This window comes from Microbacterium sp. GW821-FHT01D02, assembly GCF_059422585.1.
In genome coordinates, this window is the sequence record NZ_JBWKXB010000002.1 from 680,677 (window position 1) to 697,374 (window position 16,698).

A 16,698-nucleotide genomic window follows, 5' to 3' on the forward strand; every position below is an offset into this window, starting at 1 on the left:
CATCGGGTTCACGATACGATGAGCCGGCGTCGGAGTCGAGGCGCACGACTGCCATGGGGATGGGGGCGGATGACCAGGGGACCGGAATCGAGCGATGTGATCGCTGTGACGATCGGCGTGCCCACGTACCGCCGGCCGGAACTCCTCGACGCGCTGCTGCGCACGCTGCCCGCGCGCATCGCGGAGTGCGCCGACCTCGGCATCGAGATCGACGTGCTCGTCGTGGACAACGACCCGGAGGGCTCGGCGCGAGAGGTGGCGACGGGCACCGACCTGCCGGTCCGCTACGTGGTCGAGCAGACGCCGGGCATCGCCGCGGCGCGCAACCGCATCCTGGACGAGTGCGCCGACCGCGACCTCGTCGCGTTCATCGACGACGACGAGATCCCGCGGGAGGCCTGGCTCTCCGCACTCGTCTCGGTCTGGCGCGAGTACGGCGCCGACGCCGTGATGGGTCGCGTCATCTCCGTGTTCGACGACGACGTCGACCCCTGGCTGCTCGCCTCGGGCACCTTCCGCCGACCGCCCCGCCAGACCGGCACCGTGCTGCAGGTCGCTGCGGCGGGGAACCTGCTGCTCGATCTGCGCGCCATCCGCCGGCTCGGGCTCCGCTTCGATCTGTCACTCGGCCTGGGCGGCGGGGAGGACACGCTCTTCTCCCGACAGCTGGCGCGGCAAGGCGGCCGGATCGTGTGGTGCAACGAGTCCGAGACGGAAGACCTCGTCGTCGCCGCGCGGCTCAGCCGGGCGTGGGCGGCGCAGCGCGCGTTCAGCTCGGCCAACGCCGGCACCCGGATCCAACTGCAGCTGACCGACGGGAGGTTCCGTCGCGGGCTGCTCCGGGTGCGCGCACTGGTGGGCGGCATCGCCCGGATCATCGTCGGCGGACTGCGGCGGGCCTTCGGCGCGCTGACCTCGAACATCACCCATCACGCCAGAGGAACGCGTCTCGTCCATCGGGGCCGTGGCACGATCGCGGCCGCCCTCGGCCGTCGCTACGACGAGTACCGTCGCCCATCGGAGGATGACACGACCATGACCGATCCCGCTTCGAGCATCCGCGTGATGCAGTCGCTCGGCGCACCGCGCCCGACGACGAACCCGTACAACAAGATGCTCGACGAGGCGCTGGGCTCCACCGAGGGGCTCACCCGCCTGCGCTTCTCCTGGGGGACGGCGCTGTTCGGCCGGTACGACGCCTTCCATTGGCACTGGCCGGAGGCGAAGCTGCACGGCTCCACCTGGTGGAAGTCCACGGGGAAGTTCCTCCTCACGACGGCGCTCGTGTTCCGGCACCGCCTGTCCCGACGGATCGCCGTGGTGCGGACGGTGCACAACATCGAGCTCCCCGACGACAACGCGCCGCGGCTCTGGCTGCTGCGTTTCATCGACCGTCACACCGACTACCGGATCGTCATCAACGAGACGACTCCGCTCCCTGCCGGAACGCCGCACAGCCTGATCCTGCACGGCGACTACCGGGGCTGGTACGCCAAGTTCCCCTCCGCCGAGCGCGTGCGCGGGCAGCTCGGCTCGTTCGGCGGGATCCGCCGGTACAAGGGCCTGGAGGGGTTCATCGACGCCTATGCGGAGGCGGTGGCGACCGAACCGGCGCTGAGCCTGCGGATCGGCGGGCGACCCTCCACCCCCGAGCTCGGCGACGACCTCCGGGAGCGGACCGCGGATCTTCCCGGCGTCGACCTCCACCTCGACTTCCTCAGCGATGCGGAACTCGTCCAGCTCGCGACGTCGTCCGACCTCATCGTGCTGGCCTACCGCTTCATGCACAACTCGGGCAGCGTCCTCGCCGCCCTGTCCATGGACCGCCCCGTGCTCGTGCCCCGCAACGAGGCGAACGAGGCCCTCGGACGCGAGGTCGGCCAGGACTGGGTGCTCATGTATGACGGAGACCTCGACGCGCCGACGGTCGTCGAGGCGTGGCGTGCCGCGACGGTGCTCACCGGCTCACCCGACCTCTCACGCCGCGACTGGGCCGACGCCGGTCGGGCTCATGCCGACGCGTTCCGGGAGGCGGTGCGGGTCAAGCGCGGCGCGAAGCGCTAGGTCGCGTCGACTCTCACACCCGCTGCCGCAGGCCCTGGACCAGGGCCGCGACCATGATCTGCGTCGTGAAGTGGCGCTCCACCTCGACGCGGCCGTTCCGCCCGAGCTCGGCCGCGCGCGTCGGATCGGCCAGCAGGCCCAGCAGGGCGGCGGCGAGCTCCCCCGGCTCTCCCGGTGGAACCAGGTGTCCGGTGCGCCCCTCGCTCACGTACTGATCCATTCCGGGGGTCGCGGTGACGACGACCGGCCGGCCGGTCGCGAGCGCTTCGAGCGCGACCGTCATGCCCGAGGCGTGCAGGTTCGGCCGGGTCGAGGTCACGACGACGCTCGCGGTCGCGTACAGCTCGCGCAGCTCCGCGTGCGGCATGTGGCGGATCACCCGCACGCCCTCGGGCGGCGCGAGGTCGGAGGTCGTCTGCACGATCACCTCGGTGTCCGGACGCACGGCGAGCACCCGGGCGAGCGCGGCGTAGAGGGTGGCCGGATCGCGGTCCCTGTCGTTGCCGACGCTCACCACACGCGCGCGATCCGGGTACGGACGCGTCCCGAAGAACTCGCTGTCGATGCCGAAGGGCACCGCGAAGACCTGCGCCCCCCGGGCGCCCACCACCTGCCGGAGCGGCACGATCTGCGCCTCGCTGAGCACCCAGACGGAGTCGGCCCCGCTCAGCATCGAGATCAGGCGGGTCGGGGGTGCGCCGGCGCCGGCCAGGTCCGTCAGCCAGATCACCCCGGTGGCGAAGTGCGCGCGCGGGTGGAGGGTCTGCAGGCGATAGGCGGTGTTCTCGTCCCAGGTGAGCGCGAGGCCGTCGACGGGACGTGGCCCCAGAGCCAGCCGTGCCCGCGCCCGCGCGACACGACCGGGGGCGGGGAGATCGATCACCTCGACCGCGGCATGCTCGCGCAGCGCATCCAGTCCGTACGGCCAGATGCTCGGGACCTCTCCCCTGGCGTGACTCTGCTCCCAGGCGTGCGCCGACTGCTCGGCACGATGCGCCCAGGTGAGAGACAACGAGGCACCACCCTCGGATTCCACGAGCCAACTATGGACCTCGGGCGCGGTCCTGACAAGAGAGAGTTTCCGGCGGCCCTCACACCCGCGGGATGCGACCCGGTAGAGTCGTCCCTACGACTGTGGGGGTCGTCGGACGGCAGGGGATGGCCGTCCCTTCTGTGACGCCACCACGGACAGCGACGTATCACGAGGGGGATCATGAAGGGCATCATTCTGGCGGGCGGTTCGGGCACGCGACTGCATCCGATCACGCTGGGAGTCTCGAAGCAGCTGATCCCGGTGTACGACAAGCCGATGGTCTACTACCCGCTGTCGACGCTCATGCTCGCGGGCATCCGGGAGATCCTGGTCATCACGACCCCGCACGACGCCGCCCATTTCGAGCGCCTGCTCGGAGACGGCTCGCAGTTCGGCATCTCGCTCACCTTCGCGCAGCAGGAGTCGCCGGACGGGCTCGCCCAGGCGTTCACGATCGGCGCGGACTTCATCGGCGACGACAGCGTCGCGCTGGTGCTCGGCGACAACCTCCTCTACGGACCCGGCCTCGGCACGCAGCTCAAGCGCTTCGCCGACATCGACGGCGGCGCGGTCTTCGCCTACTGGGTCGCCGAGCCCGAGGCGTACGGCGTCGTGGCGTTCGACGACGAGGGCCAGGCGGTGTCGCTGGAGGAGAAGCCGACGGCTCCGCAGAGCAACTACGCGGTGCCCGGGCTGTACTTCTACGACAACGACGTGATCGACATCGCCCGCGATCTCGCTCCGAGCGCGCGCGGCGAATACGAGATCACCGACGTGAACCGCGAGTACCTGGAGCGCGGCAAGCTCCAGGTCGAGGTCCTCCCCCGTGGCACGGCCTGGCTCGACACCGGGACGTTCGACCAGATGACGGATGCCGCCGACTACGTCCGCACGATGGAACGGCGCACCGGCATGAAGATCGGCGTACCGGAGGAGGTCGCCTGGCGGCAGGGCTTCCTCGACGACGACGAGCTGCGCGTGCGCGCCGAGGCTCTCGTGAAGTCGGGGTACGGCTCGTACCTGCTCGAACTCCTGGAACGAGGCAAGTGATGACCCGTCTGCTCGTGACCGGCGGCGCCGGCTTCATCGGATCGAACTTCGTGCACCACGTCGTGGACCACACCGACGCGCACGTGACCGTGCTCGACAAGCTCACCTACGCGGGCAACCGCGCATCGCTCGCCGGGCTCCCCGCGGATCGGGTCGCCTTCGTCGAGGGCGACATCGCCGACCCCGAGCTCGTCGACGCCCTGTTCGCTAAGGTCGATGCGGTGGTGCACTACGCGGCCGAATCGCACAACGACAACTCGCTGCACGACCCGCGGCCGTTCCTCGACACGAACATCATCGGCACGTACACGCTGCTGGAGGCCGCGCGTCGGCACGACCGTCGCTTCCACCACATCTCGACCGACGAGGTCTACGGCGACCTGGAGCTCGACGACCCGCAGCGGTTCACCGAGCAGACGCCGTACAACCCGTCGTCGCCGTACTCGTCGACCAAGGCCGGCAGCGACCTCCTCGTGCGCGCCTGGGTGCGGTCCTTCGGGGTCCAGGCCACTCTCTCGAACTGCTCGAACAACTACGGTCCGTACCAGCACGTCGAGAAGTTCATCCCGCGGCAGATCACGAACGTGCTGCGCGGCATCCGCCCGAAGCTCTACGGCGCCGGCCAGAACGTGCGGGACTGGATCCACGCGGACGATCACTCCTCCGCGGTGCTGACCATCCTCGAGAAGGGCGAGATCGGTGAGACGTACCTGATCGGCGCCGACGGCGAGAAGGACAACAAGTCGGTCGTCGAGCTCATCCTCACGCAGATGGGGCAGCCCGCGGACGCCTACGACCACGTGACCGACCGGGCGGGCCACGACCTGCGCTACGCGATCGACTCCACGAAGCTGCGCACCGAGCTGGGCTGGGCGCCGCAGTTCTCCGACTTCGAGTCGGGCCTCGCCTCCACCATCGAGTGGTACCGCGACAACGAGGCCTGGTGGGCGCCGGCCAAGGACGCCACCGAGTCCTTCTACGCCGCCAAGGGGCAGTGATGACGGAGTTCGGCAAGGCGCTCACGGTCACCGAGACGCCGATCCCCGGTCTGCTCGTCGTGGACCTGCCGGTGCACGGCGACTCGCGCGGCTGGTTCAAGGAGAACTGGCAGCGCGAGAAGATGGTCGCCGCCGGCCTCCCGGACTTCGGCCCGGTGCAGAACAACATCTCGTTCAACGACGCGGTCGGCACCACGCGCGGCATCCACGCCGAGCCCTGGGACAAGTGGGTCTCGGTCGCGACCGGGAAGATCTTCGGCGCCTGGGTCGACCTGCGCGAGGGTGACACGTTCGGCACGGTCTTCACGACCGAGATCGATCCGTCCCGGGCGATCCTCGTGCCGCGCGGCGTCGGCAACTCGTACCAGACGCTCGAGGCCGACACCGCCTACACCTACCTGGTCAACGACCACTGGTCACCCGACGCGGAGTACTCGTTCCTGAACCTCGCGGACGAGACCGCGGCCATCGCCTGGCCCATCCCGCTCGCGGAGGTCGAGGTGTCCGCGAAGGACCTCGCCCACCCCCGGCTCGCCGACGTGACGCCGATCGGCCCGCGGAAGGTGCTCGTGCTGGGCGCCGCGGGACAGCTCGGACTCGCACTGCGAGAGCTGCTCGGCGATGCGGATCACGTCGAGTACACGACGAGGGAGACCCTCGATCTGCGCGCCGCCGACCTGCCGTCCGCCCGCCGCTGGCGCGACTACGGGGCGATCGTCAACGCGGCCGCGTACACGGCCGTCGACCTCGCGGAGACCCCCGAGGGGCGCGAGAACGCGTGGGCCGCCAACGTGACCGGCGTCGCGGCGCTCGCCCGCATCGCCACCGAGAACGGCATCACCCTCGTGCACGTGTCCAGCGACTACGTCTTCGACGGCGGCAAGGAGAGCCCGTACACCGAGGCCGACCCGGTGCGGCCGCTCGGCGTCTACGGGCAGACCAAGGCCGCGGGAGACGCCGTCATCACGACGGTGCCGCGCCACTACATCGTCCGCACGTCCTGGGTCATCGGCGAGGGCCGGAACTTCGTGCGCACCATGGCGTCGCTCGCGGAACGCGGCATCGCCCCCCGGGTGGTCGGCGACCAGATCGGGCGCCTGACCTTCACGGAGGACCTCGCCTCGGCCATCGCGCATCTGCTCTCGAGCGCCGCGCCCTTCGGCGTGTACAACGTGACCGGCGCGGGCGCATCCCACTCCTGGGCCGACATCGCCCGCGCCGTCTACCGTCTGACCGGGCACGACCCGGCTGCGGTGACCGACGTGACGACGGCGGAGTACTTCGCCGACCAGGCGGGTCCGATCGCCCCGCGTCCGCTCAACAGCGTGCTGGACCTGAGCCGCATCCAGGCGACGGGATGGACCCCTCGCGACGCGGATGCCGCGCTCGAGGCGTATCTCGCCGCGAAGCCCTAGAGCTCGCCCGGCTTCATCGCCTCGACGTCGATCGCGCGGATCACGCGCTGCGCCGCCGTGTCGGTCGACGGCTCGGACACCGCTGCCTCGCCCTTCCGGCGCCGCTGGGGCGCGTAGACGACGAGCGAATGGAACAGGAACCGGGCGAAGAACGCCACGATCAGGGACAGCGCCGTCGCGAGCACGCTGGAGATGTGCCAGGTCTCGACCATCAGGGCCATCACCGGGATCCGCAGCGCCGCCTCGACGTTGTTGAACGCGAAGGAGCTGGCGAAGCGGATGCCGAGCCCGCGGGCGTCGGTCCGCATGTCGGCGAACACGAAGCGCTCCTGCAGCAGGAAGTTGCCGATGATGGTGACCTCGGCGCCGATGATGGCCGCCCACACGTAGGGCACCCCGGCGACGGTGAGACCCCACATGATCCCCAGGTTCGCGACCGCGCCGATCACCCCGATCAGGGCGAACAGCGACATCTTGCCGAAGCGGAGCCGGGCGAGGTGCGCGATGAACGTCCCGCCCTGCCGCAGGCTCGCCTTGGACGTGCCGTGCCGGCGCTCGGCGAACTCCATCGGCACCTCGGCGATGCGCACGTCGTTGCGCGCGAGGATCTCGAGGAGGATCTTGAAGCCCTGCGGCTTGAGCACGGAGAGGTCGAGCCGGCCGCGGTCCACGAGGAAGAAGCCGGTCATCGGGTCGGTGCTGCGCGCGAGGCGGATCGGGAACATCGCCCGGGTCAGCCACGTCGCCGCCCGTGAGACGCCGAAGCGCATGGCCGTGCCGAGACCGCTGGTGTCGCCCCCGCCGATGTAGCGGGAGGCCGCCACGACGTCGGCGTCGCCCGCGGCATGGCGCTCGAGCAGGACGGGCAGGAGCTCGGGCGGATGCTGCAGGTCGCCGTCCATCACGATGCAGAGGTCGGACGCCGCGGCCTCGAGCCCGACGACCACGGCACCGCCCAATCCCCCGGTGTTCTCGGTGCGGTGGATGACGCGTACGGGCAGAGAGGCGTCGACCGCGACGCGGGCCACCTCCGCGGCCGTGTCGTCGGTGCTGTCGTCGACGAAGAGGATCTCCGCGTCCCACCCGGCGAGCGCGGCGGTGGTGCGAGCGACGAGCTCCGCGACGTTGTCGCGCTCGTTGAACGTCGGCACGATGACCGTGACCGGTGCCCCCACTTGCGCCCCCTGTTCCGCGCGCACCTCGTGCGCGGCCTCCATCGTTCCACGGGTTCCTATGCAGAAGGAAACCCGTACCTGCTAGACTTCCGAACTGCGGCTGTGGGAGTCGCTGAGCGGATGGGGATCCGCTTACTGGGGAATCACTGATCTGGGGAGATCATGGGGACGCGTATCGGCTATGCCGTTGGTGCTTTCGACCTGTTTCACGTCGGGCATCTGAATCTACTTCGTCACGCCAAGCAGCACTGCGACATTCTGATCGCGGGCGTCGTCAGCGACGAGATGCTGCGCCAGGTGAAGGGCATCGAGCCCGTCATCCCGACGGCGGAGCGTGCGGAGATCGTGAAGCACATCTCGTTCGTCGACGACGTCTACGTCGAGACGACGCCGTCGAAGATGGACTCGTGGCGCGACGTCCAGTTCACGCACTTCTTCAAGGGCGACGACTGGCGCGGCACCGACAAGGGCCTGCGCCTGGAGCGCGAGTTCGCCGAGGTCGGCGTCGAGGTCGTGTACTTCCCGTACACGGCACACACGTCGAGCTCGTCGCTGCGTCGCGCGCTCGATGCGATCACCGCGAGTGCGAACGTCCCCGCGGTCGCCGCGACCCGCTGACCCGCGACCGTCGGTCAGTTCGCGACGCCGAGCAGACTGCGCGCCATCCGCGCCACGTGCGGCGGGGTGTGCGGTCCGAGCCAGACGGTCCACTGCGACGGCGGCTCGGTGCACGTCCACTCGACGCACCAGGCGTGCACGGCGTTCGCCAGCCGCTCGCCGCGGGTGTGCGCGCGGATGCCGTCACCGCGCACCAGCCAGCGCACCGACACCCCCTCCGGGACGTCGATGTGGCGGAACTGGATGCGCGCCGCGGCCTCCAGGATCACGACGCCCTGCGCGTCCCACGGGAGTCGCGCGGCGATGCTCGCGATGAAGCCGGCATCGGCCGCATCGCCGGCGATGAGCACGGCACCTTCGATGCTGTCCCAGTCGGGATCCTCCAGGTGCTCGCATGCGCTGCTCATGGCACTCAGTATAGGTAAGGGTAACCTTACTTATCAAGGGTCGGCAGCGACCGACGCCTCCCCTACCGAGGCACTGCCGCACCGGGCGCTGACCGGCCGGACCGCTCTCAGCGCCAGCCCATGCAGACGGCCTTAGGCTGGATGCATGACTGCTCCCGCTTCCGACACCATCACGATGTTCGGCGCCGACTGGTGCCGCGACTGCATCCGCACCAAGAAGCAGCTCGATGAGCTCGGCGTCGAGTACACCTACGTCGATCTGGTCGCCGAGCCCACCGCGGCGGACGTCGCGAAGGAGATCTCGGGTCGCACGAACATCCCGGTCGTCGTCTACCCGGATGCCTCGCACCACGTCGAGCCGTCGAACGCCGACGTCGAGTCGAAGCTGCGCGAGCTCTCGCTGATCTGATCCCGGGTCATCGCGCGGATACACTGGCGCGATGAGCACTGAGGCTCGGCCCGAACGAGCATCCGCCCGCCTGTCCCCGCGCACGATCGTCCTGTATGCGATCGGATCGCTCGGCACCGGCGGCTACGCCACCCTGCCCGGGTTGGTGCTGACGTACTTCCTCACCGACAACCTCGGTGTCGCGGCCCTCGCCGCCGGACTCATCGTCACCGCCGCGAAGATCTGGGACGTGCTCATCGATCCCCTGATCGGCGCCGCCTCGGACCGCCAGCTGGCCCGCACCGGGTCCCGCCGAGGGTTCATGGTCACCGGCGCGCTCGCGCTGCCGCTGTTCTTCGCGCTCACCTTCGCCGTGCCTCCCTCGTGGGGACCGGTCGCGGGGGCGATCAGCGTGCTGCTCGCCTTCCTCGCGACCGCCACCGCGTTCAGCCTGTTCCAGGTGCCGTACGTCGCGCTGCCGGCCGAGCTGACCGGCAGCTACGACGAGCGGACGCGTCTGCTGGGATGGCGCGTCGTCGTCCTCACGGCGGCGATCCTCCTCTTCGGCGCCGGCGGACCGGCGCTGCGCAACGCCGGCGACGACCCCGTCATGGGCTACCTCCTGATGGGGATCGCCTCCGGTCTGGTGATCGGGATCGGGATGCTCATCGCCTCCCGGACGGCGGATGTCGCCTCCCGGCGCACCGCGTCCGCCCTCCCGGTGGCGACGCCCTCGTCCACCTGGCGCGACCAGTACATGTCCGGCTTCCGGGCGCTGGGGCGCAGCCAGCCGTTCCGCGCCCTGCTGGGCACCTTCGTGCTGCAGGCCCTCGCGACGGGGACGATGCTCGCCGGCGCGCAGTACGTGGCGACCTGGGTGCTGCGCTCCGAGGATGCGGTGACCTTCGTGTTCGTCGCCCTCGTCGGCCCCGCGCTGCTCGCGACCCCGGGGTGGACGGTCATCGCCCGACGCGTCGGCAAGGAGCGGGCGTTCGCGATGGCCAGCGTGCTCTTCACCGCGGCCGCAGCCTCCCTCGTGTTCGCCGTCTGGAGTCCCGGAGCCTGGATCTACGCCTCGGTCGCCGTGGCCGGCATCGCGTACGCCGGGCTCCAGTCCCTGCCCATGGCGATGCTGCCCGACGTCATCTCGCACGACGAGCGCACCAGCGGACCCGGTCAGGCGGGCACGTTCACCGGCATCTGGACCGCGGGCGAGACCGTCGGCTTCGCGCTCGGTGCGACGGCGGTGTCCCTCACGCTCGCGGCGACCGGCTATGTGTCGACCGTCGCGGGAGCGTCGGTCGCCCAGCCGGAAGCCGCGATCGCGGGCATCGTGCTCAGCTTCAGCGTGCTGCCCGCGGTGCTGATGGCGGCCAGCCTGCTCACCCTCCGTCACTACCGTCTGCGCCGCGAGGACATCGACGCCGTCGTCACCTCCGACGCCTAAGCTGGGATCCCGTCCGAAGGAGACGTCGATGACTTCTGCGAGCACAGCCGCCACCCCCGCCACGACCTCGAAGAGCGTGCCGAAGGAGGTGGCGTCCGAGCTCGGCGAAGGCGAACGCGAACGTCTCGACGCCGCGGTCGACGACCTTCAGGTCGGAGCGCGCACGTGGGCGGCGCTCACCGTCGCCCAGCGGGTGACCCTGCTGCGCGCGGTGCGCACGAGCGTGGCAGCGACCGCGGAGGACTGGGCCCACACCGCTGCGGCATCGAAGGGCCTCGACGCGAAGCATCCGCTGCGCGGCGAGGAATGGCTGAGCGGACCGTACAGCGTGCTCGGCGCCCTCGACGCGTACATCGAGACGCTCACCCGCCTCGCGAACGGCACCAACCCGCTCGACGGCATCACGATCGACCGCGCCCCGGGCGGGCGGACACGGGTGCACGCCTTCCCCCTGACCGGGATCGACAAGTTCCTGCTGTCCGGCTTCACGGGCGAGGTGTGGCTCGAACCGGGTATCACCCCCAACGCCGCACGCGCCTCCGCCGGGCTCGCGCAGCGCACCCCCGCCTCCTCGGGCGGCGTCGGTCTCGTGCTCGGCGCGGGCAACGTCACCTCGATCCCGGTGCTCGACGTGCTCTACGAGCTGCTCGCCCACAACCGCACCGCGCTGCTCAAGGTGAACCCCACGCAGGACCCCCTGGTGCCGGTGTACAAGCGCGCGCTCGCCCCGCTCATCGAGCCCGGATTCCTGCGCATCGCGCGCGGCGGACCCGCCGCCGGTGCCTACCTCACCGGGCACCCGGGGCTCGTGCACGTGCACATCACCGGCTCGGCGGCGACGTTCGACACCATCGTCTGGGGTCCGTCGAAGGGCACGGGCGCGGCCGCGACGAAGCGCCGTCGTCGGGAGAACCGCCCACAGCTGAAGAAGCCGATCACAGCCGAGCTCGGCGGCGTCTCCCCCATCATCGTGGTGCCCGGCGCGTGGACCGACGCCGACCTCACCTACCAGGCGGAGCACATCGCCACGATGCGCCTGCAGAACTGCGGGCACAACTGCATCGCGGGCCAGGTCGTCATCATGTCGTCCGACTGGGACCAGGCCGACGCGTTCCGTGCCGCCCTGCGACGCGCGTACGCGAACGCCCCGGAGCGACCGATCTGGTACCCGGGATCCCCCGCGCGGATGGATCTCGCGACCGAGGCCTACCCCGATGCGCTGGTGCTGGGCGACCGCGTGCTCGTCGAGATCGATGCCGACGACGACCCGACCGCCCTGGAGACCACCGAGTACTTCGCACCGGTGCTGGGCGTCGTCACCGTCCCGGGAACCGGACAGGAGTTCCTGGACGCCGCGGTGGCCCACGCGAACGAGCGGCTCCAGGGCACGCTCGGCGCGAATCTGCTGATCGACCCCGCGACCGAGAAGGCGCTCGGCACGGGGTTCGAGCGGGCGATCGCAGACCTGCACTACGGGTCCATCGCGATCAACGGGTGGACGGCCTTCGGGTTCATCACCCCGACCCTCACCTGGGGCGCGTTCCCCGGCAGCACGATCGAGGATGTGGGCAGCGGCATCGGCGTGGTGCACAACGCCCTGCTGCTGGACGGGGTCGAACGCTCCGTGCTCCGCGGCCCGTTCCGTCCCTTCCCGCGGTCGCTCCCGATCGCGAACGGCGGCGGACGAGTGACGATCCTGCCGAAGCCGCCGTGGTTCGTGTCCGCGCGCACGGGTGCCGCCGTGAGCGAGGGGCTGACCCGCTACCGGGTGGACGGCAACATCGTGGGTCTCCTCAAGACGCTGACGAAGGCGCTGCAGGCCTGAGGCCCGGGTCGAGGCGTTTCGTCTCGCTCCGCTCGCTCAACGAACGCTCTGTCATCGAGCGAGGGAGCGCAGCGACCGAGACGAAACGTCCTCAGCGGGCGAAGCGGTCGGTCGCGGCGCGGAGCGCCTTCTGCGTGCCCGGCTCCGTGGCCGCGTGGCCCGCGTCGTCGACCACGACGAACTCGGCTTCGGGCCAGGCCCGGTGCAGGTCCCACGCGGTCATCATCGGGGTGCACACGTCGTGGCGGCCCTGCACGATGACGGTGGGGATGTGACGGATGGCGTCCACCCCCGCGATCAGCTGCCCTTCCTCCCACCACCCGCGATGGACGAAGAAGTGGTTCTCGATGCGGGCGAACGCGGTGGCGGAACGGGGGTCGGACATCGCGGCGATCTGCGCGGCGTTCGGCGTCAGCGTGACCGTCGCCGCCTCCCACGTCGACCAGGCGATCGCCGCGGGGACGTGCACCTCGGGGTCGGGGTCGAACAGGCGACGGTGGTAGGCCTCGATCATGCGCGAGCGCTCGAGCACGGGGATCGGCGCGAGGAAGCTCTCCCAGAGGTCGGGGAACAGCGCGGCCGCGCCGCCCTCGTAGAACCACTCGAGCTCCGCACGACGCAGCGTGAAGATGCCGCGCAGGACGAGCTCGGTCACGGCATCCGGATGCGCCTGCGCGTAGGCGAGGGCGAGGGCGCTCCCCCAGGACCCGCCGAACACCTGCCACTTCTCGACGCCGAGGTTCCTGCGCAGCAGTTCGATGTCGGCGATCAGGTGCGCCGTCGTGATGTGGCGGAGGTCGGCGTCCGGCTCGCCCGCGTGCGGCGTGCTCTTCCCGCAGCCGCGCTGGTCGAGCAGCACGATCCGGTAGACGTCGGGGTCGAAGTACTGCCGCTGCCACGGCGAGGTGCCGCTGCCGGGACCGCCGTGCAGGAACACCACCGGCTTACCGTCCGGGTTGCCGCTGACCTCCCAGTAGACGCGGTGACCGTCACCGACGAGCAGCTCGCCCGTCTCGTGCGGTTCGATCGGCGGATACAGTGCATCCAGATTCTTCGTCATCGGCCCCCCAGCCGGTCGTGCGTGACTTCTTCGTCAACGGTAGCGGGTGCCCGACCGGATCACGGATCCAGCTGGTCGGCGCGGAGAGTCAGCGTCTGCTCGCAGACGTCCAGTCCGCCCTGGTATCCCTCGGCGAACCAGCGCTGACGTTGTTCGCTGGAGCCGTGCGTCCAGCTCTCCGGGTTCGAGAATCCGGACTGCTCCTGGATGTGGTCGTCTCCGACCACGAATGCCGCATTCAGAGCATCGATGCGCTGCGCCTCGGTGGTCGGCTGCAGGTAGGGGACGCCGTTCTTGTCCTTCTCCTCCGAGATCCGTCCGATCCAGGCACCGGCGTAGCAATCGGCCTGCAGCTCGGTGCGCACGCCGTTGCTGCCAGGACCCGTCCCGTTGTTCGGATAATCGTCCATGACACCGGTGATCCATTGGATGTGGTGGCCCCACTCGTGACCGACGATGTACAGCTGCGCGAGGTTGCCGGCGGATGCCCCGAACTGCTGCTGCATGAGCTGGAAGAACGTCGGGTCGATGTAGACCGTCTCGTCGCCGGGGCAGTAGAAGGGGCCGACGGCGTTGGATGCCGTCCCACAGGCGGTGCTCGTCGAGCCGTCGACCACGATGAAGCCGGGCTTGCGATAGCCGTCGACGTTGTCGGTCCAGAAGGCGTCGAGCGCGACCTGCGCGCCCGCCATGCGGCAGTCGACGTCGGCATTCGCCTGCGCCCCGGTCTCGCAGTTCTCGATGGCCGATCCGCCGGCCGGCTCGTTGCCCCCGTTCGGCGTACCACCGCCGAGGAAGCCGGTCAGGTCGATACCCAGCAGCGGTCCGGCGATGAGCGCGATGATGCCGAGCACGCCGACGCCGACGCCGCCCGCCACAGCCGCGTTGCGTCCACGTCGACGCGTGGTGTTGCCCGAGATGTCGGCATCGGGATTGAAGGTCATGGGTCGAGATTACTCCGAGCGAGGGCCTGCCGAACGGACGTAGGCTCGGGGCATGACGACCACGATCACCATCACCGGCGCCGGCGGACAGATCGGCTACGCACTGCTGTTCCGGATCGCCGCGGGCGACCTGCTCGGCCCGGAGGAGAAGGTGCGGCTCCGGCTGCTGGAGATCCCGCAGGGGCTCGGGGCCGCGGAGGGTGCGGCCCTCGAGCTGCAGGACGGCGCGTTCGGCCTGCTCGAGCACGTCGAGGTGACGGATGACGCGGCCGTGGGCTTCGACGGCACGGACCTGGCTCTGCTCGTCGGCGCCCGCCCGCGCGGACCGGGCATGGAGCGCGCAGATCTGCTCGCCGCCAACGCCGGGATCTTCGGCCCCCAGGGCGCGGCGATCGCGGCGAACGCCGCGTCCGGCGTGCGCATCACCGTGGTCGGCAACCCCGCCAACACGAACGCGCTGATCGCCGCGGCCTCCGCCGACGGCGTGCCCGCCGAGCGGTTCACGGCCCTGACCCGCCTCGACGAGAACCGGGCCCGAGCACAGCTCGCACAGACCCTCGGCGCCCCGGTGCACACCGTCCGCCGGGTTCCCATCTGGGGCAATCACTCGGCCACGCAGTTCCCCGACATCTCGCACGCGACCGTCGGCGGGGAGCCGGTCGGCGAGGCGCTCGCGCAGATCGTCGGCGACGTGCCGGCCTGGCTCGAGGGCACCTTCATCCCGCGGGTCGCGAAGCGCGGGGCCGAGATCATCGAGGTGCGCGGATCCTCGTCCGTGGCGTCGGCCGCGAGCGCGACGATCGACCACGTGCGCGACTGGGTGCAGGGCACGGACGACTGGACCTCGGCCGGCGTCGTCTCCCACGGCGAGTACGGCGTGCCCGAGGGCCTGATCTCGTCGTTCCCGGTGCGCTCGATCGACGGCGAGTGGCGGATCGTGGAAGGGCTGGAGCTGAGCGACTGGGCGCGAGCCCGCATCGACGCCTCGGTGGCCGAGCTCGTCGAGGAGCGTGAGGCGGTCCGGTCGCTCGGGATGCTCTGAAGGGTCCCCGCTCGGGCCTCCGGCAGGGCAGAATGGAGGCGGAGGTGCGCGATGAGCGAGACGATTGATCCCACGAAGGTGACGGCTACCGTCGAGGAGGCTCTCACGAGCCCCCTGCACCTGCCGCACGACGCCGCAGCGTGCCCGAAGTGCTTCACCGAGCTGCAGCAGAACCGCAACTTCTGGACCGCGCGCCCGGACGACTCCCGCCTGGTCGGACTCGTCGTCTCCCGCGAGGGCATGCCGTCGGTCGTCGAGCAGCGGGATGACCTCACCCGGTTCGGCGTGCCGATCGAGGGCTTCCGCCACCCGGCGCCCGACATCCTGGAGAGCTGGAACGACCGTCTCGCCCGCCTCATCTCCACACTGAAGCACGGAGACGTCCTGGTCGTCGCGAACATCAACGCCCTCGGCCGTGACTCCGACGAGGGTGCGCGCACGGTCGCCGAGCTGCGGCGCCACGGCATCATCGTGAAGGTGCTCAACCACAACGCCCGGCACCTCGCCGACGCGGCGGCACGCTGAGAGGCGAGGCGGGAACTCCACCCCCGTAGGGAGCCTTCGGCGGATCGGGCACCACCGGCTGCGGCTCCGCCGGACTCTCGCTACGGCGTCGCGGTGGGCTTCGGCGTCGGGCCGAAGGCCGGCTCACCCGGCGTCACACCGAAGAACAGCGGATCGCTCGGCGACTCCTCGCGCGGCAGGTACCCCTCGGAGAGCGTGGCTCCCCCGAACATCAGGTCGCTGAGCTCGATGCGGTCGCCCGGCCAGCACTTGGTCGTCGCCGTGACCGACACGGACCCGTTCGCGATGAACGTCACCATCAGCAACGAGAAGTCACCCTGCTTCCGCACGATCACGTCCGTCGACTTCGCCTCACCCGACCCGAGGTCCTGTCCCTCGACGTCGTAGCCCTCTTCGATGAGGTGCTCCCGCACCGACTCGCTCAGGGCCGCATGCTGGGCGGGATCCACCTGCGTCGATCTCGCGAGGTCGAACTTGTACGAGCCGTCCGGGCAGCCGGCCCCCGACGGCTGCATTCCGAAGGACCCGACCTCCACCGGCCAGGGCCCATCGAAGATCAGGGCCTGGATGTCGTTCGTCACGCCTCGGTAGTCGAGGTAGTGCTGCTCGGCCTGAGCCACCAGCTCATCGCCTGTGGGCGTAGCCATGCCGTCTCCTTCGTTCGCGCATCCGGTGAGGGCGAGCGCCAACACCGCTGTCGCCGCAAT

General features: G+C 70.3%; 16 protein-coding genes. 10 read left to right on the plus strand and 6 right to left on the minus strand.

Going from position 1 to position 16,698, the window contains the following annotated elements:
- Nucleotides 1-69 precede the first annotated feature (69 nt).
- Nucleotides 70-2,064, plus strand: a complete 1,995-nt coding sequence (locus AC07VM_RS12095; protein ID WP_494911397.1) for a glycosyltransferase — start codon at nt 70-72, stop codon at nt 2,062-2,064.
- A gap of 13 nt (nt 2,065-2,077) precedes the next feature.
- On the opposite strand, the gene AC07VM_RS12100 is transcribed toward AC07VM_RS12095, so the two are convergent.
- The gene (locus AC07VM_RS12100) at nt 2,078-3,100 is read right to left on the minus strand and encodes a glycosyltransferase family 4 protein (RefSeq protein WP_494911399.1); all 1,023 of its coding nucleotides are present in this window, start codon (nt 3,098-3,100) and stop codon (nt 2,078-2,080) included.
- Between the two features lie 177 nt (nt 3,101-3,277).
- Between AC07VM_RS12100 and rfbA the strand changes: the two genes are divergently transcribed.
- The 3 genes from rfbA to AC07VM_RS12115 are packed head-to-tail and all read left to right on the plus strand — an operon-like array spanning nt 3,278 to nt 6,560.
- On the plus strand, nt 3,278-4,147 hold the full coding sequence (gene rfbA / locus AC07VM_RS12105) for a glucose-1-phosphate thymidylyltransferase RfbA (protein WP_494911400.1): 870 nt from the start codon (nt 3,278-3,280) through the stop codon (nt 4,145-4,147).
- Nucleotides 4,147-5,145, plus strand: coding sequence for a dTDP-glucose 4,6-dehydratase (gene rfbB, locus AC07VM_RS12110; RefSeq protein WP_494911402.1), 999 nt, complete (start codon nt 4,147-4,149; stop codon nt 5,143-5,145). Before rfbA ends, rfbB begins: the two co-directional genes overlap by 1 nt.
- Complete coding sequence (locus tag AC07VM_RS12115) at nt 5,145-6,560, plus strand: sugar nucleotide-binding protein (RefSeq protein WP_494911403.1); 1,416 nt, start codon at nt 5,145-5,147, stop codon at nt 6,558-6,560. The genes rfbB and AC07VM_RS12115 overlap by 1 nt, the downstream gene beginning before the upstream one ends.
- Here AC07VM_RS12115 and AC07VM_RS12120 read toward each other — a convergent pair.
- Nucleotides 6,557-7,777, minus strand: coding sequence for a glycosyltransferase (locus AC07VM_RS12120; RefSeq protein WP_494911405.1), 1,221 nt, complete (start codon nt 7,775-7,777; stop codon nt 6,557-6,559). The genes AC07VM_RS12115 and AC07VM_RS12120 overlap by 4 nt on opposite strands.
- A 120-nt stretch (nt 7,778-7,897) precedes the next feature.
- On the opposite strand from AC07VM_RS12120, the gene AC07VM_RS12125 reads away from it, so the two are divergent.
- Nucleotides 7,898-8,353 carry an FAD synthase family protein gene (locus tag AC07VM_RS12125; RefSeq protein WP_494911406.1) on the plus strand — a complete coding sequence of 152 codons (456 nt, stop codon included), beginning with the start codon at nt 7,898-7,900 and terminating at the stop codon, nt 8,351-8,353.
- A 14-nt stretch (nt 8,354-8,367) separates the two neighbouring features.
- On the opposite strand, the gene AC07VM_RS12130 is transcribed toward AC07VM_RS12125, so the two are convergent.
- The gene (locus AC07VM_RS12130; protein ID WP_267417166.1) at nt 8,368-8,760 is read right to left on the minus strand and encodes an SIP domain-containing protein; all 393 of its coding nucleotides are present in this window, start codon (nt 8,758-8,760) and stop codon (nt 8,368-8,370) included.
- A gap of 145 nt (nt 8,761-8,905) precedes the next feature.
- On the opposite strand from AC07VM_RS12130, the gene AC07VM_RS12135 reads away from it, so the two are divergent.
- The 3 genes from AC07VM_RS12135 to AC07VM_RS12145 are packed head-to-tail and all read left to right on the plus strand — an operon-like array spanning nt 8,906 to nt 12,420.
- Nucleotides 8,906-9,169, plus strand: a complete 264-nt coding sequence (locus AC07VM_RS12135) for a glutaredoxin family protein (RefSeq protein ID WP_267417165.1) — start codon at nt 8,906-8,908, stop codon at nt 9,167-9,169.
- A gap of 31 nt (nt 9,170-9,200) precedes the next feature.
- Nucleotides 9,201-10,595 carry an MFS transporter gene (locus AC07VM_RS12140; RefSeq protein ID WP_494911407.1) on the plus strand — a complete coding sequence of 465 codons (1,395 nt, stop codon included), beginning with the start codon at nt 9,201-9,203 and terminating at the stop codon, nt 10,593-10,595.
- A gap of 28 nt (nt 10,596-10,623) precedes the next feature.
- Entirely contained in the window at nt 10,624-12,420 is a 1,797-nt protein-coding gene (locus AC07VM_RS12145) for an aldehyde dehydrogenase family protein (protein WP_494911408.1), read from the plus strand.
- A gap of 91 nt (nt 12,421-12,511) precedes the next feature.
- On the opposite strand, the gene pip is transcribed toward AC07VM_RS12145, so the two are convergent.
- Together pip and AC07VM_RS12155 are read right to left on the minus strand one after the other, a co-directional pair.
- Nucleotides 12,512-13,480 carry a prolyl aminopeptidase gene (gene pip / locus AC07VM_RS12150; protein WP_494911410.1) on the minus strand — a complete coding sequence of 323 codons (969 nt, stop codon included), beginning with the start codon at nt 13,478-13,480 and terminating at the stop codon, nt 12,512-12,514.
- Between the two features lie 59 nt (nt 13,481-13,539).
- Entirely contained in the window at nt 13,540-14,424 is an 885-nt protein-coding gene (locus AC07VM_RS12155) for a neutral zinc metallopeptidase (RefSeq protein ID WP_494911412.1), read from the minus strand.
- A 52-nt stretch (nt 14,425-14,476) separates the two neighbouring features.
- On the opposite strand from AC07VM_RS12155, the gene AC07VM_RS12160 reads away from it, so the two are divergent.
- Both AC07VM_RS12160 and AC07VM_RS12165 read left to right on the plus strand, forming a co-directional pair.
- Nucleotides 14,477-15,466: a malate dehydrogenase gene (locus AC07VM_RS12160; protein WP_494911413.1), complete on the plus strand. Its 990-nt coding sequence runs from the start codon at nt 14,477-14,479 to the stop codon at nt 15,464-15,466.
- A gap of 51 nt (nt 15,467-15,517) precedes the next feature.
- Entirely contained in the window at nt 15,518-15,991 is a 474-nt protein-coding gene (locus tag AC07VM_RS12165) for a recombinase family protein (protein ID WP_267417157.1), read from the plus strand.
- Nucleotides 15,992-16,071: 80 nt separating this feature from the next.
- Here AC07VM_RS12165 and AC07VM_RS12170 read toward each other — a convergent pair whose 3' ends face one another.
- Nucleotides 16,072-16,638, minus strand: a complete 567-nt coding sequence (locus AC07VM_RS12170) for a hypothetical protein (protein ID WP_267417155.1) — start codon at nt 16,636-16,638, stop codon at nt 16,072-16,074.
- Between the last annotated feature and the right edge of the window lie 60 nt (nt 16,639-16,698).